Raw genomic sequence first — 21,296 nt, forward strand, 5'->3', positions numbered from 1 at the left:
CGGCGAGGTGCTTTTGGAACGCCTGCTGTTATCCGGAAATGAAGCCATCGCTCTGGGCGCCTGTCACGCCGGTTTGAAACTGGCCGCCGCCTATCCCGGTACTCCTTCCACGGAGATCCTCGAAGCCATCGCCAAGTTCCCCGGCATTTATGCCGAATGGTCGTCCAACGAGGCGGTGGCGGTGGAGGTGGCGCTGGGGGCTTGCTACACCGGGGTGCGAGCTATGGCCTGTATGAAGCACGTCGGCCTGAACGTGGCCGCCGATGCGTTCATGGCGGCCTCAACTACGGGTGTCCGCGGAGGACTAGTGATTGTGGCTGCCGACGACCCGGGCATTCACTCCTCCCAAAACGAGCAGGACTCCCGAAACTACGCGCGGCTGGGCAAGGTCCCCTGCCTGGAGCCATCGGACTCCCAGGAGGCTTATGATTTCGCCCGGTCTGCCTTCCAGCTCTCCGAAGAGTTCGACACCCCGGTGCTGCTGCGACCGACGACTCGCGTCTGCCACAGTAAAAGCGTGGTCATGCCGTCGCCAAAACTGGAACTTGAAAGGACACCGCAGTTCAGCCACGAGCCGGGTAAGCTGGTCATGCTGCCGGGCGCCGCCCGAGAACGCTGGCGTAAAGTCCTGGAGCGAATGGAGAAACTGACCATCTATGCCGAGAAATCTCCACTGAATCGGGCTGTCGAAGGCTCTGCCGAATTGGGTATCGTCGCCTCCGGCATAGGCTTCCAGTATGCCCGGGAGGTCTTCCCAAATGCTTCATTCCTGAAGCTGGGTTTGACCCACCCCCTGCCAGACAAGCTGATACGCGACTTCGCCGGGCGGGTCAAAAAAGTGCTGGTCATCGAAGAAGTCGAAGATTTCATTGAACAATACCTGCGGTCCCAGGGCATCACCGCCCTTGGCAAGGAAATCTTCCCCCGTACCGGCGAGTTCTCCCCTGATATCATCCGCGACAGCGCCGTTAAAGCCGGCATAATCGACAACACCCCGGCAAAAAGTTGGCCGGCGGCCGGACTGGCCAGGCGGCCGCCGCTGCTCTGTCCCGGATGTCCCCACTCCGGAGTCTTTTTCACGCTATCGAGTTTGGGTCACCGTTCGACGCTGCCCGGCAAGAAACCGCGGCCGCCAAAGCTGACTATCTGCGGCGATATCGGCTGCTACACACTGGGAGCCTACCAGCCTTTAGGCGTTATCGACACCTGCGGCTGTATGGGCGCCGGCATCTCCCAGGCGGCAGGCATGGCCAAGGCCGGCGCCGCCGAAAAACCGCTGGCGGTCATCGGCGACTCCACCTTCATGCACTCAGGTATCAACAGCCTTCTAAACGCCGTCTATAACCAGGCTAAAATTTGCGTCCTGATACTCGATAACGGCACCACCGCCATGACCGGTCATCAGGGACACCCCGGCAGCGGCTTGGCCGCCACCAGGCAGCCGGCGGCGCGGGTGATCATCGAGGAATTGGTGCGCGGCGCCGGGGTTCGGAACGCTTCAGTGGTCGATGCCTTCGACCTGAAGGCGGTGCGCGCTGAACTGCGCCGGGCTATGGCCTCCTCCGAACTAGAGGTGATCATCGTCCGCGGCGACTGCCCGACACTGACCCGGAAGCGCAGCCGGCCGCGAATAATCAATACCGAAAAATGCGACAACTGCGGCGCCTGCCTGTTAATCGGCTGCTCAGCCATCAAGAAGAGCGAAAGCGACGGCATCATCATTGACTCCGGTGCCTGCGTCGGCGGATATTGCGCGTTATGTCAACAAGTCTGCCCGAAAGAGGCCATTTCCGAGAGCATCGGGGAGGCGGTGTGAAGACCCAGAATATCCTCATCGTCGGCGTAGGCGGCCAGGGGGTAGTGCTGGCATCAAACCTGCTGGCCGAAGCGGCTCTATCGGCCGGCTATGATGTCAAAAAGACCGACACCCTGGGAATGGCCCAGCGGGGCGGTTCGGTAGTTTCCCACCTGCGATTCGGCGAACAGGTCGCCTCGCCTCTCATTGCCGCAGGCGAGGCCGATTTACTGATCGCCTTCGAGAAACTGGAGGCAATCCGCTGGGGCCACTTCCTGAAAACCGATGGCGCGGCCGTGGTCAACGACCTGGCTATGCCGCCGCTGTCGGTCACTCTGGGCAGCGATGTTTACCCCTGCGACGCCGAGATCGTCACGGCGCTGAAGCGGTTCACCCCGGAAGTACACCTGGTGCCCGGCACAGCCACAGCGTCCCGCCTGGGCAACGCCAAGATGGTCAACACAGTACTCCTGGGCTATGCGTCGAATTTCCTCCCCATCGGCGCCGAGAGGCTGGCTTCAACCCTCGAAGCGGGGCTGCCGCCGAAGCTGCGGCAACCCAATCTGGTTGCTTTTGAAACCGGCCGCAGCATGTATCTCAAATGATCATACTCGGAGGGGCAGACGACTTTTTGATCCGCGGGATTCCGGGTTTATACTGATATAGAGGTGAGCTGGCGATGAAGGTAACTGTCTACACCACCCAAACCTGACCCCATTGCCATACTGTGAAAGGGTTCCTTTCACAACGGGGCATCCCCTTTACCGAAATTGACGTTTCCCGTGACGCCGCCGCTGCCCAGGATCTAGCCCGGCGCACCGGACGTTTGGCAGTGCCGGTGACCGACATCGACGGCAATCTGGTGGTCGGTTTCGACCCGGAGCAACTGGAGCGCTACTTGGCCCAAGCCCGCACCGCCGCCGCTCCTCCATTCGGAGCCTCGGTGGCCGATGCCCGCAAGATCACTGCCTCCCTCGGCTTGCCGGCCGTTTCCGGTGCATATATCGGGGCGGTCAAACCCGGTTTGCCAGCCGCCGCTGCTGGTTTGAAACCCGGTGACATCATCACCCGCATCGACACTGCGGCAATATCCAGCGCGGCAGACCTCGACCGGGCTCTGTCCGGGCTGGAAAAGGGCGCCCGCATCCGCATCACCTTCGTCCGGGACGGCTCGCCGCGCCAGGCAGAGGGGATGCTCTAGCCGGGCAATTGGAGCTTTGATACAATAGCCCGGTGACAGCCGAGCTTATCATCAAAACCACCCGGCTCAGGCTAAAACGCCTGACAATCGATGACGCCGGGGCGGTGTTCGCCTATCGGTCGCTGCCCGAGGTCTGCCGCTTCCAATCTTTTCGCCCAGCCGCCGTCGCCGATGCCGCCGCATTTATCGCCGGTACAGCCGGCGGGCCAGATATTCCCGGTACCTGGTTTCAGCTGGGCATATTCCACCGCGAGAGACAGGTACTGATCGGCGATATCGGTGTCCATTTTCTGCCCGGGGGCGAAGCCGAGTTGGGCTGCACCCTGACTCCGTCTTTTCAGGGGCGAGGTTATGCCGCCGAAGCCGTAACCGAGGTAATCAGCTGGCTTTTCAGACCGCCGAACCGGCGCTGTGTATTCTGTACCATTGACCCCGGCAACACGCCATCGCTCAAACTGGCAAAAAGGCTCGGCTTAAAGCCAGCCGGCAAAAGCGTCAATCAAGAGCACATTTTCAAGATCGAGCGGGGAGAATGGTCTGCCCGGCGAGTGCCGGTCTAAGCGTCAACATTCAGGGTCTTTAACGGTTCCTTGCGCCTTTTGTCGAGCAAGTGAGAAACGGCCATGAGCGGGTGGCGGGTCATCATCCGCGGTCCGGCGTAGCGCATCACCTCGCGCACCTTTTGCCGCATTACCGGCTTGTAGCAATGGACCGGGCACAGGGAACAAACCGTCTTCTCTTCACCGAACGGGCAATGGCGGAGTCTATCAAGGGCATATTTTTCCAGGTCACGGCATTCAACGCAGAGACCACTACCAGGATGCCGATCCCGGCAGTGCATCGAGATCATCGTCCGGACGGTCAGGGCTTCGCGCTTCAGGCGGGGGCGGGAACGATCAAACGGGATATTTTTCTGCATTGACGTCAATCTATAACGAACAGCGCAGCGGTGCAGTCAGTGACTGCACCGCTGCGAGTATCACAAGAATCAGTTCAGGTGATGGAGTCCATCATCTTCCGGCGATACTTCTCCGCGGTCTCGGTAAAGGCTGTCCCGGCGTCCTCAGCCCGCTTTTTGAGCGAGTGGGTGAAATCGCCGGTTCGGTCCTTGACCGTATGGCTTAATTCCTCTGCCCGCCCTTTCACGTTCTGCCCCAGATCCTCAGCTTTTTCTTTAATGTCTTCAACCTGCTTTTGAATATCACGCCTGGTTTTTCGCCCCGATTGAGGGGCGTATAGAAGCCCCAGCCCGGCGCCGATGGCGGCTCCGACTACCATCCCCACCACCAGTCCGTTCAACGTTCCCTTTTCCATATTATCCTCCTTATGTAAATTAGGCCTGGTTTAAGCCTCAATTTTCCCCGCGCCGTTGCCCTTCAAGACATGCACTACTTCCCTAGCCTGTTCACGAACAACGCTGCCGAACTGTTCGGCCGTCAGTTTCAAATCTCCGCCGAGCGCTTCGGATCGGCACTTGAACTGGTCAGCCTGCAGGCGCAGCAGTTCCCTCGTTTCTCTTCCAGGCCTGGGTGCATACAACAACCCCAGACTGATGCCTATAGCCGCCCCAAAAAGGAGTCCGGCAACCAATCCAAGATCCGTTCCGCGTTCCATATTCACTCCTCTATTATTATACATCGTTTGTCACCGGTATAAGGATAGCACAACTGGTTCTTTTATAAAGATACTCCATCCACAAATTTGAACAATCCGTAAAAATACTTGTTTCGATAAAAGCCGGTACCTATTTTTTTACCGAAGTGGATTTGCCCCTGGCTTATGTAATTGTTATCATGACAGCAAATCAATATCGTTACTGGGGGAGCTGAAAGGCTGAGAGTTCCCGGCAATACCGGGAAGACCCTTGGAACCTGGTCTCGGTAATTCGAGCGCAGGGAAGTACCACACTCCACCAGAAGCTAGTCTTCTGGTTTTTTCTTTCTTTAATCAAGAACGTTAGGGGAACCAGATGACCGAATTACCTGAAATAGGCAAGATCTCGCCTGAAATATTCCGGGAGATCATCTTTCCCAGACTGGGCGCCAAAAGCGACAAAGTACTGGTCGGTCCGCAACACGGGGTCGATGTCGGCATCACCGAAATCGGCGGCCAGGCGGTATCTTTCACCACCGATCCGGTCTTCATCGTCCCACAATACGGTTTTAAACGGGCGGCCTGGTTTGCCATACACATCATCGCTTCGGACTCGGTGACATCCGGATTAAGACCGAAGTACCTGTCCATCGACCTCAACCTACCGATGAGCATGACCAAAGAAGAATTGGCTACGATGTGGGATGTGATGCACAGGGAATGCGAAAAAATGGGCATCAACATCATCACCGGCCACACTGCCCGATATGACGGCTGCGCTTACCCTATGGTCGGGGGAGCGACGATGGTGGGCGTCGGCGGGTTGGATGAGTACGTCTCACCGAGATTCGCCCGGCCGGGAGATAGGATCATCATCACCAAAGGTCCGGCGATCGAGGCCTGCGGCATTTTTGCCGCCATGTTCCCTGACCTCATCGCCCAAAGGTACGGCGTAACTTTCGCCCGCCGCGCTGAAAGCCTGTTCTTCCAGATGTCCGTGGTGGAAGATGCCCTTACGTCTGTCACTGTCGGAGTTCGGGACGCCGGCGTCAGCTCGATGCATGATGCCACCGAATGCGGCCTCTGGGGCGGGTTATATGAGGTGGCCCAGGCTGCCGGATGCGGCGCCCGAATCGAAAAGGAAAAGATAGTTATCGAGGATGGCGTGCCCGAGATCTGCCGTATGTTCGGCATTGATGACCCTTACGCTGCTATTTCTGAAGGCAGCCTCATTATTACCTGCCGTCCGCACCGGGCGGCTGCCGTGGTGAATGCTTTGAGTGCCAGAGGTATAAAGTCATCAATCGCCGGGGAGTTGACTGATCCCGAATACGGCATGATCCTTGCCGAAGATGGTATTGAGAAGCCGCTCAAACATCCCATCGTCGATCCTTTCTGGCGGGCTTTTTATGATGCTGCCAAGAAACAGGCTGCCTGAAACCGATATTTACGCTGTCCTTTCAAGCGCACATTGCCGCGGCCGCGGCAATGTAGAGACGGCCCGGCTGTTACTCGAAGCCGGAGTCAAAATCATCCAATACCGGGAGAAGGACCACCCTCCGGCGCAGAATTACAGCGAATGCCGTGCCATCCGCGATCTCTGCCGGCAACACGGGGCGTGCTTTATCGTCAACGACGACGCTATTCTGGCCAGGTCGGTCGAAGCTGACGGCCTGCATCTCGGCCAGGATGACCTCGTCCCGAAGACGGCGCGCATCATTGTCGGCCGGCAAATGCTCATCGGCCTGTCGGTATCAACCGTTTCACAAGTGGACGCGGCGGTCAACCAAACGGAAGTTGACTATCTAGGTGTCGGGCCCATCTTCGAAGCCAGGACGACCAAGCCTGATGCGTCACAGCCGGGTAATCTTGAGCTACTGGATTATTCTCTTATTAGGTCAAAGGTGCCAGTCGTCGCTATCGGCGGCATCGGCGTAGAGAACGCAGCCGAAGTGACTGCCCGAGGTCGAGTCACCCTGGCGATGATTTCGGGCTTGATCGGCGCGGAAGATATAGGTCAAAGGGTCCTGGAGATCAGGTCAGCAATCGGTAAAGCCCGTGGATAACCTTCTCCGAGTGCCGAGCAAGGCCGACGCCGGAGCAGTTGTCTGGCACCGGTGGCGGCGGTTGTTCTGGGGATAGCGCCGCCTATGATCTTGGGTTACAATAGCCGATATGACTGAGAACCTGACCCCGCTGCGAACGCAATACCTGCGTATCAAAAAGCGTTATCCGGATTCAATCGTCTTTTTCCGCCTGGGTGATTTTTACGAGACGTTCGACTCTGATGCTGAACTGGCAGCCCGAGAACTGGAGATAGTCCTGACCGCCCGGGAGATGGGTAAAGGCCTTAAAGTGCCCATGGCTGGCATACCCTACCACGCTGCTGAAAACTACATCGCCAGACTGATCGGGCGAGGTCACAAGATCGCCGTCTGCGAACAGACTACCCGCCCAGGTGAAATCAAAGGTTTGATGGAGCGTGAGGTGGTCCGGGTGGTCACCCCGGGGACAATCGTCGAACCAGCCCTTCTGGACGGCCGCGTAAACAACTACCTGGCTTCAATTGCACCTGGCGGGACGTCCTGCGGGTTGGCCTATATCGACATCTCGACCGGTGAATTTGCCGCCGCCCAGATTCCTGCCGAGCGGCTAGAAACCGAACTGGGACGGATCCACCCGGCCGAACTTATTCTGCCAAATGGCGTCGAGGCTTGCCTCCCTCGTGGCATTTCGATAACCGAACTCGACCCCAGTGTTTTTGATCCGGAATCTGCCGCGGATACTCTTAAAGCTGCTTTTAGGACATCAACGCTGGAAGGCTACAACCTGGAGAACCAGCCGCTAGCCGCCGCGGCAGCCGGGGCTATTGTCGTCTACCTGCGGGAGACTAATCAGAGTGCTCTCGGGGTATTGAGCCACATTTCAAATTATTCAGCCGCAGAGTATATGGCCTTGGATGATAATACCCTGACCAATCTGGAGGTTTTCCAAAACGCCACCACCGGCGGGGTCAGCGGTTCGTTGTTAGGCATTGTCGACCGGACCAAAACAGTCATGGGAGCCCGCATGCTGCGGCGTTGGCTGGGAAAGCCCCTTCTCAGCCGGCAGGGCATCCTGGAACGCCAGGCTTGTGTTGAGACACTTCACAGCCAGCATCTGATGCTGAAAGAGATTGAAAAAAAGCTGAAACAGGTGGCCGATCTCGAGCGGGTGATCAACCGGATAAAGACCTTGACCGCCATGCCGCGTGAACTCATCGCATTGAAGCGCAGCCTTGAAACCGTCCCGGCGCTGGCGGACGCCCTGGATAGTGATACGCTGAAAGGACTCAGGAGCGGATTAAAACCGTTACCAGACCTTGTGCGATTGATCCATGAAGCTATTGAGCCTGAGCCGGCGGCGAGCCCTGGCGAAGGAGGCGTGATCCGGACTGGATTTTCGGTTGAGCTTGACAAGAATAAAGATCTGGCTGCCAACTCCAGGTTATTTATCACCCAGCTTGAGTCTACTGAACGTTCCAAAACCGGCATCAGGACGCTAAAAGTAGGTTTCAATCAAGTCTTCGGATATTATCTTGAGGTCTCAAATCCCAATCTATCTCAGGTGCCGATTCGGTATATCCGCAAACAGACGTTATCCAATGCTGAAAGGTTCATAACCCCGGAACTCAAGGAACTCGAATTGCAGGTACTGTCATCGAAGGAGCGGCTGGCCGACCTGGAGACTTCTCTATACCGGCACGTTCTGCAACAAATCGGGCAGTCAGCCGATTCTTTACTAAGCCTGGCTGAAACAATCGCCCGCGTTGATGTGTTGAGCGCTCTTGCGGCGGTATCGGTTGAAAATGCCTATGTTAAACCCTCCATTGTTGACGGGCCGGTGATAAAAATCGACGGCGGCCGTCATCCGGTCATCGAGCAGACACTCGATCACAGTGCTTATATTCCCAATGATATTGACTTGGAGACCGGCGACAGCCAGATCATCATCCTTACCGGGCCGAATATGGCCGGGAAATCCACCTATTTGAAGCAGGTAGCAATTATCGTCCTGATGGCGCAAATAGGGTCTTTCATTCCCGCCACCAGCGCCGAAATCGGCATTTGCGACCGGATCTTCACCCGGATCGGCGCCAGGGAGGATCTGGTTTCAGGGAAATCCACTTTTATGACGGAAATGGTGGAGACGGCGTTGATTTTATCCAGCGCGACATCCAGCAGTCTGCTTATCCTGGATGAAATTGGGCGCGGCACCTCCACCAGTGATGGACTGGCCATAGCGCAGGCGGTAGTGGAATTCATTCATCAGCGACTTTGTGCCCGAACGCTATTTGCAACTCATTATCACGAACTGATCTCCATGGCTGAACGCCTCCCCAGGGTGCGAAATTTCAACGTAGCGGTCACTGAGGACAAGGGGGAAGTTATTTTTCTCCATCGGATCCAGCCCGGTGGGACAGACCGCAGCTACGGCATCCACGTCGCTAAAATCGCCGGGTTGCCCAAGCCGGTTGTCCGCCGGGCTAACGAAATTCTAGCCGAACTGGAAAACCTGAAGACCGAAACACCAGTGTCCGCCAGACCTGTTTCGGCTCAACTTTCTTTCCTGAATCCGCCGTCCCCGGCAATCGAATTAATCAGAGGAATGGATCCCGATTCGTTGACGCCCAGGGAGGCACTGGAAATGCTATACACCCTTAAACAAATGCTGGTATAGTCGGCCCGTTCACATCGAAGCTGATGTTTTGAGCGCACCTCCATCTTGTGTGATAATGCCGGTATGAAACCCAAAAAGCCTTTCAGTCCTCGACGGACAAAAATTGTCGCGACCATCGGCCCGTCTTCCGGATCGCCGGAACAGTTATCGGCACTTCTAACCGCCGGTATGAATATCGCCCGGCTCAATCTATCCCACGGGAGCACCGACGAGCACGCGGACTATATCAAACAAATTCGCGCTGAAAGTAAACGGCTGGGGCTGCCGATAGCGATTTTGATCGACTTGCCAGGGCCTAAATACCGGACCGGCCAGTTAAAAACCGCGTCGGTATGGCTGGAACAAGGCGCGGCCGTCACTCTGACCACAGAGCATGTCATCGGCGACGAAAGGCTGGTGCCGGTGAATCTGCCGACGCTGCCGCGCGATGTACGGTCCGGGGATATCATTCTACTTGACGACGGCGCCCTTCAACTCAAATGCCAGGATTTGACTCCAACCAGTGCGGTTTGCACGGTGATAGTCGGCGGGAAACTTACCCCCGGCCGGGGCATTGCCGTACCGGGCCGCAAATCCAGCATGCCGTTCCTGACCGAACAGTTGAAGGAGTATATCAGGTTCGCCGTCAGCCAGCGCCCGGAATTCATCGCCTTATCATTTGTCAGCCGTCCGCAGGACATAATCCAGGTGCGCCGTATAATCAAGAAATCCGGCGCCGAGATTCCACTGATTGCTAAAATCGAGCGGGGTACGGCGGTAGCGGCCTTCGATTCGATCCTGGCTGAAGCCGACGGCGTAATGGTCGCCCGGGGAGACCTGGGGGTTGATATCCCGCTGGAAAAGTTGCCTCTGGTTCAGAAGGAAATCATCCATAAGGCGAACCGCTCCGGCAAGCCTGTAATTACCGCCACTCAAATGCTGGAATCCATGATTGCGGCGCCTAGACCGACCCGGGCGGAGGTCAGCGACGTTGCCAATGCTATATTTGACGGCACCGACGCGGTGATGCTTTCGGCTGAAACTTCCATCGGCAAATACCCGGTGCAAGCGGTTGCGATGATGTCCGCGGTAGCTATGGAGACCGAAAGGGTCCTGCCGTACGACCTCTGGATCGCTGAACGCGACACCTGGCTGGTCAACCAGACCGAGGAACTTATCAGTTACAACGCCTGCCTTACAGCGCGGCGCCTCAAAGCCGCCGCCATTGTCGCCTTCACGTCGTCCGGTTCGACCGCCGGGCGCGTCGCTAAATACCGGCCGAGCACGCCGATCCTGGCCATCTCCCCCAACGGGGATACCTGCCGCCGAGTGATCCTCAACTGGGGCGTCCAGGCCATTCAGATACCGACGCCCAAAACAGTGGATGAACTCTTCTCCACTGCGGTGCGTTTGTGCCGGAAACTCAAACTCGCCAAGGCCGGCGATAATATCGTTGTCACCGGAGGCGTGCCGCTGGGCGTCGCCGGTACCACCAACCTCCTTAAGGTCCAGGAAATCACGTAACATGGAGACCTTTATCCATGTTCACGACCTGAAAAAGGACTACCGACTGGGCGAAGAAACGGTCCACGCTCTGGCCGGAGTGTCGCTCGACTTGGAAAAAGGGGATTTCGCCGCGTTCGTCGGGCCGTCCGGCTCAGGTAAAAGCACGCTGCTTCATCTGATCGGCGGGCTCGATACCGCCTCCGAGGGCAGCATCACCGTCGATGGACGCGACCTGTCAAGGGCTTCGGACAGGGAACTGGCTGAGTACCGCAACAAAAACGTCGGGTTTGTTTTCCAGTCTTTTCACCTTCATCCCACTTATACCGCCGAGGAAAATGTTGCCATCCCGCTGCTTTTCGCCGGAGTTGGGAAAACAGAGCGCCTGGCTCGGGCCAGGGCTGCTCTCGAGGCCGTCGGTATGGGACACCGCGCCGGTCACCGGCCAAACCAGTTGTCCGGCGGCGAGCGCCAGCGGGTATCAATCGCCCGCGCCCTGGTGACCAGCCCGGCGATCATCGTCGCCGATGAGCCGACAGGCAACCTCGACACTACCAACGGCGCCCGGATCATGGACCTGCTGGGGCGACTCAACCAGGAACAGGGCATCACCCTGATCGTCGCCACTCACGACGTCGAACTGGCGCGCCGATCCCGCCGTGTAGTGACGCTGCGCGACGGCCTGATTACCGGAGACAGCCGTGCCGTTTAACGAAATTATTGCCATGGCTTTTTCCAACCTGTGGCGGCGTAAAATGCGCACCGCACTGACGGTGGCCGCCGTGGTCATCGGGGCGACACTGGTGGCGCTAATGGCCAGCCTGGGCACCGGGCTCAAGGGTTTCATCGTCGGGCAATTTGGCCAGACTTTCCCGGAGGACGCGATCATAGTCTCCTCCGGGCGCGATATCAACGTCTTCCAGGGCGGCGGCCGGCCTCAGGAAATCTCCAGCATCGAGACCGTCGTCATCCTGCCGTTCACGGCTGCCGACCTCGAGAAGCTGCGGGCTGTCCCCGGCGTCGAGCGGGTTGACTACCTGGTGAGCGTCTCTGCCCGCTACATCCAGCCCGAGGGCAGTTCCAAGATCTACACCGTGAACGTCGACGGGGTGCCGGAGTACGAGGCCGCCATCCGACCGCTGTTCATGGGCAGCCACATCACCGATGGCGACGCCGGGCAGTGCCTGATGGCCTACGATTACCTGACCACTTTCGGCTGGCCCGACGACGAGAGCGTTATCGGGCGGCAGGTGACTGTGTCGGTGGGCAAGCAGCTGGCTTACGAGACTGAAACACGGGACTATACCTTCACCATCAAGGGCGTCATCGATAAGAAAATCTCCACCGCCGAACTCCTGATCACCCAGTCCGACGCCATCGAGATGGCCCGTTTTTACCAGAGCAACCCCCTGAGATACTCCGAGCAGCAGCCGGGCTTCACCGTGCAGCTCAAGGCGGCGGCTTTAAGCGATGTCAAACCTATCGCCGCGGCGGTAAAGGCCGAGGGCTGGAACGCCCTCACCTCAGACGACATCCTGGCTGAGATCAACTCCGTATTCAATGTTATCCAGGTAGGATTGTCCGCCTTCGGCATCATCGCCCTGGTGGTGGCGGCTATCGGCATCATCAACACACTGCTGATGGCTATCCACGAGCGTACCCGGGAGATAGGGGTGATGAAGGCGGTGGGAGCCACCCGCGGCACCATCCGGCTAATGTTCACCGCCGAGGGCGCCGCCCTGGGCTTCCTGGGCGGGGCGGCGGGCGGGGTGCTGGCGCTTGTAACCGGCCAGGCGCTCAATGTCATCGGGGCGAGGACTTTCCTGTCCGATTTCCCCGGCTTCCAGCTTTCATCGTTCACCTGGTGGCTCATCCCCGGCGTCATCGCCTTGACCACCGTCATCGCCCTGCTGGCCGGATTGTATCCCGCCAACCGGGCGGCCAGGCTCGATCCGGTGGAGGCGCTGCGGTACGAGTAGCCATTTGTTTTTATTTCCCGGCTAGATAAGGTGTTGTTACCGAAACGAACCGGTTTTGCCGCGTTGGGCCAATCGGGGGATTGGATATTCGTGCGGTTTGGGAACAATTGCTCCGGCATACTCTTTCACTCCTGTGTTGCATTTCCGTTCATGGTTCGACAGGCTCACCACGAACGGAATTAAATGATCATCGATGCGCCGCCCCGTTCATGGTTCGACAGGCTCACCACGAACGGAAGTAACCGCCATTCAAGGGGAGCCCCGGCGATGACAGGGCGAGGGGATTATAGCACATGAGTTCTTCGTAATCGTCAAGCGGGTTTTGTCGTTTTTGGGGCGTTATTTTATTATGTCAAGGCACCAACGCCGCCGCGGCCGGGCGCCGGTTTCCGCCTTTCGGTCGAAGGCAAAATAGCTAAAAAAATGATTGCCTCCCCGCCTGCACCGGCGTATAATCTTTCACTACCTAACCAGAAACCGGAGGAACCCCATATGCGCCTATCCTGTCTGCAAGAGAACCTGAGCAAAGGGCTGGCTATTGTCGGCCGGGCCGCCGCCTCACGCTCCACACTGCCGATCACCAGCAACGTGCTGGTGGCTACCGACGAAGGCCGGCTGAAGCTTTCAGCCACCAATTTGGAGATCGCGGTGTCCTGCTGGATCGGGGCCAAGATCGAGGAGGAAGGCGCCACCACCGTGCCGGCGAAGCTGCTGACCGAGTTTATCGGCTCATTGCCGAACGACAAAATCGAGATGGCCCTTTCGGCCAAGAAGATACTGACCATGAAATGCGCCCGCTTCGAGGCGCGGATGACCGGCGTCGACGCCCGGGACTTCCCGCCCATCCCCCGGGTGGAGAACGGCGTGGCGGTCAAAGTCGATGTCGCCGAGTTCAAGAAGGGCGTTTCAAGGGTGGTCTTCGCCGCGGCCACCGACGAGTCCCGCCCGGTACTGACCGGCATCGACGCGCTGTTCGAGGGCTCCGTCCTGACGCTGGCCGCCGCCGACGGCTTCCGCCTGGCGGTCTACAAGATGCCCCTGGCCGAGCCTGCCTCTCAGAAGATCAAGGCTATCATCCCGGCCAAGACGCTGTCCGAGGTCAGCCGCCTCTTAAGCGACGGCGATGAAAGCATCGGCATCACCGTGGACACCCAGAAGAGCCAGATACTGTTCAAACTCAAGAACGTCGAGCTGGTGTCCCAGCTGCTGCAGGGCGCCTTCCCGCAGTACAGCCAGATCATCCCGCAGTCCCACACCACCCGCGCAGTGGTCGAGACGCCGGCCTTCCTGATGGCGGCGCGCACCGCCCAGATCTTCGCCCGCGACGGCGGAGGAATCGTACGGCTGATCATGACCCCGGGCGGCGGCAAGACGCCGGGCAGGCTGTCCATCACGGCACGCTCCGAGGAGATCGGCGAGGACCAGGCCGAACTGGACGCCGCGGTCTCCGGCGAGGAAGCCAAGATTGCCTTCAACGGCAAGTACCTGCTGGACGTGCTGGGCGTCATTTCCGAAAGCCAGGTGGCGCTGGAGGTCACGGGGCCGTCAAGCCCCGGCGTGATCCGGCCGGTGGGAACGGACAACTACGTTCACGTAGTGATGCCGATGTTTGTGCAATGGTAATACACCAGGTTTTGGTTTAGCTGGAGGACGCCTAATGAAGTGCCCGAAATGCGGTTACTCACCACTCCAGAAAGAGGTCTCTACAATTAGGCCAAACAAATTGATCACCTATGCAGACAAAAAGGTTGTCTATCGTGTGTGCCCACGATGTGACTATAGAGTGAAATCCGACGAAGAACCATAAATCTTTCAGTATTTTGCCCGAAAAACAGCTCACAAGAAACCGCGCCTGGTGCGTTACGCTAGGCGCTTTTTATTTTCAACTCATCTTGTCTGGTGTCTTCGATAGATGAAACTTAGAGTCTTCATAAGCTATTCTTCTTCTGATGGTACCAATTTTGCCAACAAGGCAGCAGAAATCATTCGAAAAACGGGACATCAACCATGGATCTATTACCATAATAAGACTCTCGGCGTTCTTGTCTGGCAGGAGATTGCTAAACGGATTGTCAATGAAACCGATGTGTTTATTTTTCTGTGCACTCCCCTTAGCTGTCATTCTTGGGGACAAGCGCAAGAGGCGGGATACGCTCTTAATCATAGGAAAAAGACCATAACTATAGTGATCGACAATGCTCAGGTTCCACTTGAATTGACAGCGCGCAACTATGCTAATACATCTTCGGGACAATATCTCGACACTGTCAAAGAAATTGCTCTTGATCTCCCGAGAATAATAAAAAGAATTCAGAAACTCAATCCTCAAATCGAGGCAACCATTTTATGAGCAATCCGATATCCCTTCCTACACGAATACGCTTGATGGCGAAACTTCGTCAATCGACGCGAAACCTCAATTCTCAAACCATAAGCGAAATTACCTCAGCAGCATTTGACGCCTATGAAACAGCCTCCATTACACCTCACATATCGAGAGTTGTTCTCAAGGACCATCTAAGCGATGGATCCCCCGCTAATAGTATCGGCATTCGGAGATTGATCAATCTCAACGAATTCAATGACCGTTCCTACATTTGGGATCCCTATTTCTGTGACGTTGGACGGGCAATAGCAAACGGCGAAAAAAGATACTTTCATCAACAAGTATCCAGCACGATTGTTCCCAAGAACGTAACAATCTTAGAATCAAAGCCATCGTTCGATATTTTGACTAATGTAGTTTCTGAACTCGCTGAAAAGGGAGAACCTCCAAATACGATAATAGCGCCAGTGTATTTGCTATCTGATTTTTATAAGGAGTTCACTCCTAGAATGGTATTTGAGTGTAAAAAACAAGAGTCTGTCATTCTAGGTAATCTCCAAATGAAAATATTTTGGTCTAACAAATATGCCCCTCTTGATACCTTTCTAATATTCAATTCAAATGCTGGTGAATGGACTTATATCGGCGATCCAAATCAGAACAGTAGATTATGGTTCGCGATTGGTGAATCCGAACGCCTAGGTAACGTGGAATACTGGATTGAAGTGCTGATCTCTTATAACATTATTAATCCAGCAAGTTTCGCCGTTATTCCAGTCCAACGTGATACAACACAAGAGGAGGCTCCGGCGCAAGATTAATCTTTCTATTTAATTCCATCACCACCCCTCCCCTCATAAATCAACTAGGATCAGAAAGGTACGGACCAAATGGAACTACCTAATATATTCAAACAGATTAGATGTAAACATGACTGGGGTAAATCGTATGTACTCAAATATGATCCAAAGCATAAAGAATTATTCACAGATACGTCTGGCTTAAGGCAAATTGTAACTGGGCATTTCTGCCACAAGTGTAATAAATATGAATATCATTTATATATCGGGTTTCCTAAAGACGAAGATCAGATTAGCTTAAAAGAGTTCCATAGGATTCGTCGTGGAAAATCTAACGTCTATTAAGGTTTTTCTAGCTAAAGTCCTAACCCCCACCTGCTGGCTGATTGATAATGAAATCGCCTCTCACCACCCCTCTCCAACTCGTCCGTCCTGGTCTTTGACTTTGCGCTCTAGATTCTTGACTCATACGGTATAATTCTAACGAAGTGGAAATACAACAAATGCCCGGCTTAACGGCCGGGTATTTTAGTCTCCGGAGAGGACTAATGAAGCTGGCAAAGGATAGAACTGTATGACCATCGCTGGTTTTGTCATCGGCATCCTGGCGTTTCTGGGGTTCCTGTTGGGTTTGATTCCGTTTCTGGGTTGGTTTAACTGGCTGAACATTCCATTCGCGATCATTGGGTTGGTATTCAGCGCCGTGGGCTTAAGCAGGAACAAGGACCGCGGGTTAGCCATAGCCGGCATCACGCTCTGCAGTATTGCTATCCTGGTCGGGACGGGAAGGCTCAACCTTGGGTGCGGGATTATTTAGCTAAGACGTAGGCATGGAAGGGTATTCTTCTCGATGTATCAATAAACCAGTCCGGAGGCTATATGACTCCTAAAGAAACTAAGTTTCGTGCCTGGTTCAAGAATATTTTAATCGAACATAGGAACGGCTAGACAGGCGATTAACGAGATAATTTAGTACGTTTGACATAGGCGATTAGCTTTTGTTCAACGGTTTCAGATTGCTGCTTTTGTGACTCTTTCTTCAAAGACCTTATAGCATCGGTAAAACCTTTTCCAAATACCACTTCTAAACCGGACATTTTCGATTGATCAAGCGACAACCCGTCCCAAAACATCGTCAAACCCATTAGAGTATCCAATTTCTCTTGTACTGTTAACTTCTGATTCATCATGATATCTAAACAAAGAGATTCTTGTTCTTCTCTTGTTAGACGGTCACGGATCGGCTGAAACAGCAGGGGTGCCGAGGCATACTCTTTCCCAGCCTTTTCGATAGCAGGCCAGCCAAGAAGTTCGTGAAACTTCCTGAGATACCTGCTTTCAACATTCAAATTAACTTCATTGGCTGTTTTCATGAAGAGCGGCATTCCTAAAACCCCCTCCGAAATGCCTAGATGCTACCACGCTGGGATGTTATGTTCAATCACCTTCACAAGGTTTTTCAATCCCCTTCACCACCCCTCCCCTCAGCGCCACGTTCAACCGCCTCTCTGGATTCCGGCCTGCGCCGGAATGACAAAAAAGAAGCGGAATGACAAAGAAGTGGGATGACAAAGGAGTGGAATGACAAAGAAGTGAAATGACAAAGAAAAGAGATTCTTGCCCAAGAGGATACTCGCGTTTCTCCACTCCAAAAATCCACTAAAAATATGGTATAGTTACCAAAAATTTTATCAACGGAGAGTTCATTTGAGACTTAAAGCCACGGGTATCCTGGCAACCGCAGCGGCGGTTATCATCGCTTCAATGTTGAGCGCCTGCGTGCCGGATACGGTGTCGCCGGCGGAATTGACTTCGGCTTCCCAGATATTCGCCAACGACTGCGCCTCCTGCCACGGCAGCAACCGGGCCGGGGACCGGGGCCCGGATATAACCCCTTCAGCCCTGACCGACTTTTCAAGCGCCAGCCTGGCCAGTTTCCTGACCGATCATAAAACCGCCAAGAATCTGACCTCTGCCCAGGTTTCCCTGCTGGCGGATTGGCTGAAGAGCCCATAAAAGCATCACTCAGCAACCCGCAGCAGCCAACCGAGGAATAAAAGTGGAAGATAAATACTTTTACCGCAAGATCATCGATGAAATCCCGCTGCCGGTGTACGTTTTCCAGGACGGCGACCTGGTCTATTTCAACCAGGCGTTTGTAGATTACGCGGGCTACGACCGGAATGAAATTCAGAATATGAACGTGATGGACCTGGTGCATCCGGAAGACCGGGAGACTTTCAAGTGCCAAACGGTTTCCGCCTTATCAGGCAAGCTGGAACACCTGCCGAAGGAGCCTGAACTGCGGATTGTTTCCAAAGGCGGCGGGACCAGGTGGATCCGCCTCACGCCGCGCATGATCAGCCACAACGGCCAGACGGCGGTCCTGGGCGTGGTGACCGATATTACGGCGTACAAAAACTAGCCGCGGCCGGAAACCACCGGCAAGCTTCCGATATCCGCCATTCAGCAGGCGATCAGCCGGAATAAGCGGAACAACCGGCTTATTTCAGGCGCCTTTTTACCGCGGCCTTCAGTGCCTTCAGGTGAGTCAGGATATGCTTGGAAACAACCTCGAGGTGCTCTTCCGGGGAGTAGCTCCGGGAACCCACCCGGTAAGGGATCAAGACCAATTTGCTATCCATGATGCGGCGGTTAATCACATCGTTCGCTGCCTTGAACCGGTCCAGTACCTCTTGAAAAGTCACGTTTTCAAGTTCTTCAAAACAGCGGCGGTTTAGTTCGCTGTAAGCGCCTGAAACCGGCGCCGGTTTAACGCCATCGGCCAGATCCCGGACATTGCGGGCAAAACTTTCATGCCAGAACAGGATGTGCCCAAGGGTCTTCTTGACGGTCCAGCCTTCATACATCGGAGTATCCGGATCAGCAACGCTCCGGCTGAACTCCAAGAGCTGCAAAGCGGTTTGGTTGAGCCTGACGAGCAGGTCTGTCCTGGTGTCCATGGTCACATCATTATTACCGGCTATATCCTTCTCCTTCAAACCCGGGCAAGCGGCGCGGGCCAGTGGCCTGCGAGTTCAATATATTACCTGAGCCGCCCCCTGACATACAGCACCAGGCTGACGCCGGTAGTGATGACAAAGGCAACGAGGGCGATAAGGGCGGCGATGAAAAAGACCGCCTCTTCTATACCCATCAGTGCGGAGGCGGCGTTGTGAATCAGGACCGAGGCGGCGAAAACAGCCGCGGCGATGCCGCCCAGCCAAAGGGATCTCCTAAAAAGCTTCAGCCAGACGGCGGCGGCCGCGGACTCATCTTTTGAAAAGAGCGATGCCTTTCTTCTCCGGTACTCCCAGACCAGCCAGATCCAGATTAGCAGGAATACAAATCCCAGAAGCATATCTGCCCCCTTCAGCTTTCGACCGGCGGCGCGGCGATGGACGCGCAGGCGGGGCAGCGGCGGCGGAGTTCGGCCAGATTGCGCTCCGGCGAAATGCTGGCCGCAGGCTCGAGACAGCCCGGCGAATCTATCGGCGAGCGGTGAGAAAAGCCCCGAAAGCTCATTTCCCGCACCAGCTGCTCATGGCGGCAGGCGATAAGGGCCGGATCTACCAGGCCTTTCAAGTAGCCGCCAATCCGCTTGCCGCGGCGGAGGCATCCGGCCAGCATATGGAGCTCGACGTGTTCACCCAGGAGATGGCGGCGGCACATCAGCCGCGGGTCAACCAGCCACATCCGCATATAGAGATTATACTCCCGGAGGCAACCTCCCCGCCGGTCTCTTCGCTGCCGATTGACGGCGGCGGTATAATCATTACCGGCGGAGGGCGGATCGGATGAAAAGATGGGTCTTCCCGGCCACGTCCCAGGGCAGACTGTCGGTGCTGGCGGCGGCGCTGTTCTTCCCGGTTTTCTTCCTCGCCCAGGCTATCGTCATCATCCCGGACGAGATCCCGGACCGCCCTTCGTTCTTCAACGAGCCGGTCACCGCCAGCCTGATGATACTTGCCTGGCTGCTGGGGACGACGACGGCGGTTCTGGGACTGTTCGCGGTCGTTAAACGCAGGGAGCGGGCGGCGACGGTGTTCCTGGCCGTCCTCTTAGGGCTTTTTGTGTTCCTCTTCGGCGCCGGCGAGGCGCTCGTTCCCCACTAGCGGTGAAGTAAGGTTAACCGCCGTCCAGCGACGGGTGTTCAGTTTCGGCGAACCAGTCCTCCGGATTGGTCAGATATTCGGCGTAGTCCAGGAGCGCCCGGGCGTGCTCCCATTCTTCATCGGCCAGGACGGTGTAAAACTCTTTTTCGGTCTCGAAGGCGGCTTTTTCGGCGTGTTCCCGATAGAGTTCGTGGCTCTTTTTTTCTTTTTCGATGGCGATGTTGACCATCTCCAGTTCGCCGGCGGCGCCGGAGACCTTGACGCCGATCTCGCGGCAGACGGCGGCCAGGTTCTGGCGGATCTGACGTGAAGACGGCGCGCGCAGCGGGGCGGCCGGCCAGCCGTGATCCCGGCTGACTGACTGGTAGAGCGACTCAAAGCGTCGGCGGTGGTCGTCTTCCTCCGCGGCAAGGGACTGAAGCAGTTTGCGGCCGGCTTCGTTGGCGGAGTTCTGGGCGGCGGCCAGGTAGCATTCGCGGCCTTCGGTCTCAAGCTCGATGGCGGCGGTGATGGCCTGGATCATTCTTTGTTGTTCTGAGGCGGGCATGTCGGTATTCCTCCACAGTAGATGTCCTATTATGATACCCCGCGGCGGCGTTTCCGCCAAAGGCTCCGGGTTTGACAGGCAAACGCCGGCGGATTTAGTATCAGCTCCGATATGATGAGATGCCCTCATGACCAGTCCGAACTCCGCGGCGTGGCGGCGGCCTGCCACTACGGGCTGCCGCTTCAGCTTGACCAGTGCCCGGAGTGCGGCGGCATCTGGTTCGATGAATCGGAGTTGTTCCGGGCGCGGCAGGGCGAGGCGGCCAGGCTGGAAGCGCTTGACGAGGCAAGCCTGGCCCAGCCGACGGCTGAGGTGCGGCGCGACCTGGCCTGCCCCCGGGACGGGACCAGGCTGCAAAGGTTCACCGACCGGCATTTCCCGAGAGAGATAATCCTCGAACGGTGCCCGGCCTGCCGCGGGCTGTGGCTCAACCGAGGGCATTTCCGCGGCTACCAGCGCTTCCGGGAGAAAAAGTTCACCGATAGTATCGAAAACCTCGACCTGAAGCCCAGCGAGGAGTTGAAGCGGCTGGCGGCGGAGCACCGGCAGGGGAACTCAACGAAGACAATGCGCAAGCTGGGGGAGTTCCTGTCGACGCCGATGGGGCCCGGGGAGGCGCCGAGCGCCGAGGCGGAGAGGGCGGTGAATACGTTCATGAGTATCCTGATGACGCTGCTGCGGGTGGTGGTGCTGCGGGGGTAGGGGCAATTATAAAAAAGTAGCGGCTTTGCAAAGCAAA

26 protein-coding genes, 1 pseudogene and 1 riboswitch are annotated in these 21,296 nt (G+C 56.3%); of the genes and pseudogenes, 19 read left to right on the forward strand and 8 right to left on the reverse strand.

Annotated elements, in window-relative coordinates; all coding sequences use genetic code 11:
• Positions 1-13 precede the first annotated feature (13 nt).
• The 5 genes and pseudogenes from iorA to ABV300_RS08230 all read left to right on the forward strand — a co-directional run bounded on the left by iorA (position 14) and on the right by ABV300_RS08230 (position 3,556).
• Positions 14-1,816, forward strand: a complete 1,803-nt coding sequence (iorA, locus tag ABV300_RS08210) for an indolepyruvate ferredoxin oxidoreductase subunit alpha (protein WP_353714371.1) — start codon at positions 14-16, stop codon at positions 1,814-1,816.
• Entirely contained in the window at positions 1,813-2,400 is a 588-nt protein-coding gene (locus tag ABV300_RS08215; RefSeq protein WP_353714372.1) for an indolepyruvate oxidoreductase subunit beta, read from the forward strand. The genes iorA and ABV300_RS08215 overlap by 4 nt, the downstream gene beginning before the upstream one ends.
• 119 nt (positions 2,401-2,519) lie before the next feature.
• A pseudogene (locus tag ABV300_RS08220) lies at positions 2,520-2,648 on the forward strand (glutaredoxin domain-containing protein); the annotation flags it as partial.
• A gap of 9 nt (positions 2,649-2,657) precedes the next feature.
• Positions 2,658-2,996: a PDZ domain-containing protein gene (locus tag ABV300_RS08225; RefSeq protein ID WP_353715388.1), complete on the forward strand. Its 339-nt coding sequence runs from the start codon at positions 2,658-2,660 to the stop codon at positions 2,994-2,996.
• Positions 2,997-3,028: 32 nt separating this feature from the next.
• The gene (locus tag ABV300_RS08230; protein ID WP_353714373.1) at positions 3,029-3,556 is read left to right on the forward strand and encodes a GNAT family N-acetyltransferase; all 528 of its coding nucleotides are present in this window, start codon (positions 3,029-3,031) and stop codon (positions 3,554-3,556) included.
• Here the strand turns inward: ABV300_RS08230 and ABV300_RS08235 are convergent.
• The 3 genes from ABV300_RS08235 to ABV300_RS08245 all read right to left on the reverse strand — a co-directional run bounded on the left by ABV300_RS08235 (position 3,553) and on the right by ABV300_RS08245 (position 4,610).
• A complete protein-coding gene (locus ABV300_RS08235) occupies positions 3,553-3,915 on the reverse strand; it encodes a nitrous oxide-stimulated promoter family protein (protein ID WP_353714374.1) in 363 nt (120 codons plus the stop codon). The genes ABV300_RS08230 and ABV300_RS08235 overlap by 4 nt on opposite strands.
• A gap of 74 nt (positions 3,916-3,989) precedes the next feature.
• On the reverse strand, positions 3,990-4,310 hold the full coding sequence (locus ABV300_RS08240; RefSeq protein WP_058439175.1) for a YtxH domain-containing protein: 321 nt from the start codon (positions 4,308-4,310) through the stop codon (positions 3,990-3,992).
• A 30-nt stretch (positions 4,311-4,340) separates the two neighbouring features.
• Positions 4,341-4,610: a YtxH domain-containing protein gene (locus tag ABV300_RS08245; protein WP_353714375.1), complete on the reverse strand. Its 270-nt coding sequence runs from the start codon at positions 4,608-4,610 to the stop codon at positions 4,341-4,343.
• A gap of 194 nt (positions 4,611-4,804) precedes the next feature.
• Positions 4,805-4,911: riboswitch (TPP riboswitch) on the forward strand.
• Between the two features lie 54 nt (positions 4,912-4,965).
• Between ABV300_RS08245 and ABV300_RS08250 the strand changes: the two genes are divergently transcribed.
• The 10 genes from ABV300_RS08250 to ABV300_RS08295 all read left to right on the forward strand — a co-directional run bounded on the left by ABV300_RS08250 (position 4,966) and on the right by ABV300_RS08295 (position 16,712).
• On the forward strand, positions 4,966-6,027 hold the full coding sequence (locus ABV300_RS08250) for an AIR synthase family protein (RefSeq protein ID WP_353714376.1): 1,062 nt from the start codon (positions 4,966-4,968) through the stop codon (positions 6,025-6,027).
• The gene (gene thiE / locus ABV300_RS08255) at positions 5,999-6,655 is read left to right on the forward strand and encodes a thiamine phosphate synthase (protein ID WP_353714377.1); all 657 of its coding nucleotides are present in this window, start codon (positions 5,999-6,001) and stop codon (positions 6,653-6,655) included. Before ABV300_RS08250 ends, thiE begins: the two co-directional genes overlap by 29 nt.
• A 109-nt stretch (positions 6,656-6,764) precedes the next feature.
• On the forward strand, positions 6,765-9,308 hold the full coding sequence (gene mutS, locus ABV300_RS08260) for a DNA mismatch repair protein MutS (RefSeq protein WP_353714378.1): 2,544 nt from the start codon (positions 6,765-6,767) through the stop codon (positions 9,306-9,308).
• A gap of 63 nt (positions 9,309-9,371) precedes the next feature.
• On the forward strand, positions 9,372-10,811 hold the full coding sequence (pyk, locus tag ABV300_RS08265; protein ID WP_353714379.1) for a pyruvate kinase: 1,440 nt from the start codon (positions 9,372-9,374) through the stop codon (positions 10,809-10,811).
• A 1-nt stretch (position 10,812) separates the two neighbouring features.
• Positions 10,813-11,502 carry an ABC transporter ATP-binding protein gene (locus tag ABV300_RS08270; RefSeq protein WP_353714380.1) on the forward strand — a complete coding sequence of 230 codons (690 nt, stop codon included), beginning with the start codon at positions 10,813-10,815 and terminating at the stop codon, positions 11,500-11,502.
• A complete protein-coding gene (locus ABV300_RS08275; RefSeq protein ID WP_353714381.1) occupies positions 11,492-12,769 on the forward strand; it encodes an ABC transporter permease in 1,278 nt (425 codons plus the stop codon). The genes ABV300_RS08270 and ABV300_RS08275 overlap by 11 nt, the downstream gene beginning before the upstream one ends.
• Before the next feature lie 492 nt (positions 12,770-13,261).
• Positions 13,262-14,392, forward strand: coding sequence for a DNA polymerase III subunit beta (gene dnaN, locus ABV300_RS08280; RefSeq protein WP_353714382.1), 1,131 nt, complete (start codon positions 13,262-13,264; stop codon positions 14,390-14,392).
• Between the two features lie 289 nt (positions 14,393-14,681).
• Entirely contained in the window at positions 14,682-15,119 is a 438-nt protein-coding gene (locus tag ABV300_RS08285; protein ID WP_353714383.1) for a toll/interleukin-1 receptor domain-containing protein, read from the forward strand.
• A 35-nt stretch (positions 15,120-15,154) separates the two neighbouring features.
• A complete protein-coding gene (locus ABV300_RS08290; protein ID WP_353714384.1) occupies positions 15,155-15,916 on the forward strand; it encodes a hypothetical protein in 762 nt (253 codons plus the stop codon).
• Between the two features lie 553 nt (positions 15,917-16,469).
• The gene (locus ABV300_RS08295) at positions 16,470-16,712 is read left to right on the forward strand and encodes a hypothetical protein (protein ID WP_353714385.1); all 243 of its coding nucleotides are present in this window, start codon (positions 16,470-16,472) and stop codon (positions 16,710-16,712) included.
• A 139-nt stretch (positions 16,713-16,851) separates the two neighbouring features.
• Here the strand turns inward: ABV300_RS08295 and ABV300_RS08300 are convergent, their stop codons facing one another.
• The gene (locus ABV300_RS08300) at positions 16,852-17,280 is read right to left on the reverse strand and encodes a hypothetical protein (RefSeq protein WP_353714386.1); all 429 of its coding nucleotides are present in this window, start codon (positions 17,278-17,280) and stop codon (positions 16,852-16,854) included.
• A gap of 322 nt (positions 17,281-17,602) precedes the next feature.
• Between ABV300_RS08300 and ABV300_RS08305 the strand changes: the two genes are divergently transcribed.
• Together ABV300_RS08305 and ABV300_RS08310 are read left to right on the forward strand one after the other, a co-directional pair.
• The gene (locus tag ABV300_RS08305; RefSeq protein WP_353714387.1) at positions 17,603-17,911 is read left to right on the forward strand and encodes a cytochrome c; all 309 of its coding nucleotides are present in this window, start codon (positions 17,603-17,605) and stop codon (positions 17,909-17,911) included.
• 43 nt (positions 17,912-17,954) lie between these two features.
• Positions 17,955-18,320 carry a PAS domain S-box protein gene (locus ABV300_RS08310; RefSeq protein ID WP_353714388.1) on the forward strand — a complete coding sequence of 122 codons (366 nt, stop codon included), beginning with the start codon at positions 17,955-17,957 and terminating at the stop codon, positions 18,318-18,320.
• A gap of 79 nt (positions 18,321-18,399) precedes the next feature.
• Here the strand turns inward: ABV300_RS08310 and ABV300_RS08315 are convergent, their stop codons facing one another.
• The 3 genes from ABV300_RS08315 to ABV300_RS08325 form a co-directional block, all read right to left on the reverse strand.
• Entirely contained in the window at positions 18,400-18,858 is a 459-nt protein-coding gene (locus ABV300_RS08315) for a hypothetical protein (protein ID WP_353714389.1), read from the reverse strand.
• Positions 18,859-18,941: 83 nt separating this feature from the next.
• Positions 18,942-19,256: a hypothetical protein gene (locus ABV300_RS08320; protein ID WP_353714390.1), complete on the reverse strand. Its 315-nt coding sequence runs from the start codon at positions 19,254-19,256 to the stop codon at positions 18,942-18,944.
• A gap of 11 nt (positions 19,257-19,267) precedes the next feature.
• On the reverse strand, positions 19,268-19,597 hold the full coding sequence (locus tag ABV300_RS08325; protein ID WP_353714391.1) for a pyrimidine dimer DNA glycosylase/endonuclease V: 330 nt from the start codon (positions 19,595-19,597) through the stop codon (positions 19,268-19,270).
• A 95-nt stretch (positions 19,598-19,692) separates the two neighbouring features.
• Here ABV300_RS08325 and ABV300_RS08330 point away from each other — a divergent pair, with 95 nt between their 5' ends.
• Complete coding sequence (locus ABV300_RS08330) at positions 19,693-20,010, forward strand: hypothetical protein (protein WP_353714392.1); 318 nt, start codon at positions 19,693-19,695, stop codon at positions 20,008-20,010.
• 13 nt (positions 20,011-20,023) lie between these two features.
• On the opposite strand, the gene ABV300_RS08335 is transcribed toward ABV300_RS08330, so the two are convergent.
• Entirely contained in the window at positions 20,024-20,557 is a 534-nt protein-coding gene (locus tag ABV300_RS08335; protein ID WP_353714393.1) for a ferritin family protein, read from the reverse strand.
• 111 nt (positions 20,558-20,668) lie between these two features.
• Between ABV300_RS08335 and ABV300_RS08340 the strand changes: the two genes are divergently transcribed.
• The gene (locus ABV300_RS08340) at positions 20,669-21,259 is read left to right on the forward strand and encodes a zf-TFIIB domain-containing protein (RefSeq protein WP_353714394.1); all 591 of its coding nucleotides are present in this window, start codon (positions 20,669-20,671) and stop codon (positions 21,257-21,259) included.
• Positions 21,260-21,296: the final 37 nt, after the last annotated feature.

The sequence above is a fragment of the Dehalogenimonas sp. 4OHTPN genome (assembly GCF_040448695.1).
GTDB lineage: Bacteria > Chloroflexota > Dehalococcoidia > Dehalococcoidales > Dehalococcoidaceae > Dehalogenimonas.

Bases quoted from the DNA above. Each gene is read 5' to 3' on its own strand.
- ABV300_RS08325 (WP_353714391.1), bottom strand. From the start codon at position 19,597: ATGCGGATGTGGCTGGTTGACCCGCGGCTGATGTGCCGCCGCCATCTC.
- ABV300_RS08315 (WP_353714389.1), bottom strand. From the start codon at position 18,858: ATGGACACCAGGACAGACCTGCTCGTCAGGCTCAACCAAACCGCTTTG.
- mutS (WP_353714378.1), top strand. From the start codon at position 6,765: ATGACTGAGAACCTGACCCCGCTGCGAACGCAATACCTGCGTATCAAA.
- ABV300_RS08285 (WP_353714383.1), top strand. From the start codon at position 14,682: ATGAAACTTAGAGTCTTCATAAGCTATTCTTCTTCTGATGGTACCAAT.
- ABV300_RS08240 (WP_058439175.1), bottom strand. From the start codon at position 4,310: ATGGAAAAGGGAACGTTGAACGGACTGGTGGTGGGGATGGTAGTCGGA.
- ABV300_RS08245 (WP_353714375.1), bottom strand. From the start codon at position 4,610: ATGGAACGCGGAACGGATCTTGGATTGGTTGCCGGACTCCTTTTTGGG.
- ABV300_RS08235 (WP_353714374.1), bottom strand. From the start codon at position 3,915: ATGCAGAAAAATATCCCGTTTGATCGTTCCCGCCCCCGCCTGAAGCGC.
- ABV300_RS08290 (WP_353714384.1), top strand. From the start codon at position 15,155: ATGGCGAAACTTCGTCAATCGACGCGAAACCTCAATTCTCAAACCATA.
- ABV300_RS08300 (WP_353714386.1), bottom strand. From the start codon at position 17,280: ATGCCGCTCTTCATGAAAACAGCCAATGAAGTTAATTTGAATGTTGAA.
- ABV300_RS08330 (WP_353714392.1), top strand. From the start codon at position 19,693: ATGAAAAGATGGGTCTTCCCGGCCACGTCCCAGGGCAGACTGTCGGTG.
- ABV300_RS08340 (WP_353714394.1), top strand. From the start codon at position 20,669: ATGATGAGATGCCCTCATGACCAGTCCGAACTCCGCGGCGTGGCGGCG.
- dnaN (WP_353714382.1), top strand. From the start codon at position 13,262: ATGCGCCTATCCTGTCTGCAAGAGAACCTGAGCAAAGGGCTGGCTATT.
- ABV300_RS08270 (WP_353714380.1), top strand. From the start codon at position 10,813: ATGGAGACCTTTATCCATGTTCACGACCTGAAAAAGGACTACCGACTG.
- ABV300_RS08295 (WP_353714385.1), top strand. From the start codon at position 16,470: ATGACCATCGCTGGTTTTGTCATCGGCATCCTGGCGTTTCTGGGGTTC.
- ABV300_RS08335 (WP_353714393.1), bottom strand. From the start codon at position 20,557: ATGCCCGCCTCAGAACAACAAAGAATGATCCAGGCCATCACCGCCGCC.
- thiE (WP_353714377.1), top strand. From the start codon at position 5,999: ATGATGCTGCCAAGAAACAGGCTGCCTGAAACCGATATTTACGCTGTC.
- pyk (WP_353714379.1), top strand. From the start codon at position 9,372: ATGAAACCCAAAAAGCCTTTCAGTCCTCGACGGACAAAAATTGTCGCG.
- ABV300_RS08320 (WP_353714390.1), bottom strand. From the start codon at position 19,256: ATGCTTCTGGGATTTGTATTCCTGCTAATCTGGATCTGGCTGGTCTGG.
- ABV300_RS08250 (WP_353714376.1), top strand. From the start codon at position 4,966: ATGACCGAATTACCTGAAATAGGCAAGATCTCGCCTGAAATATTCCGG.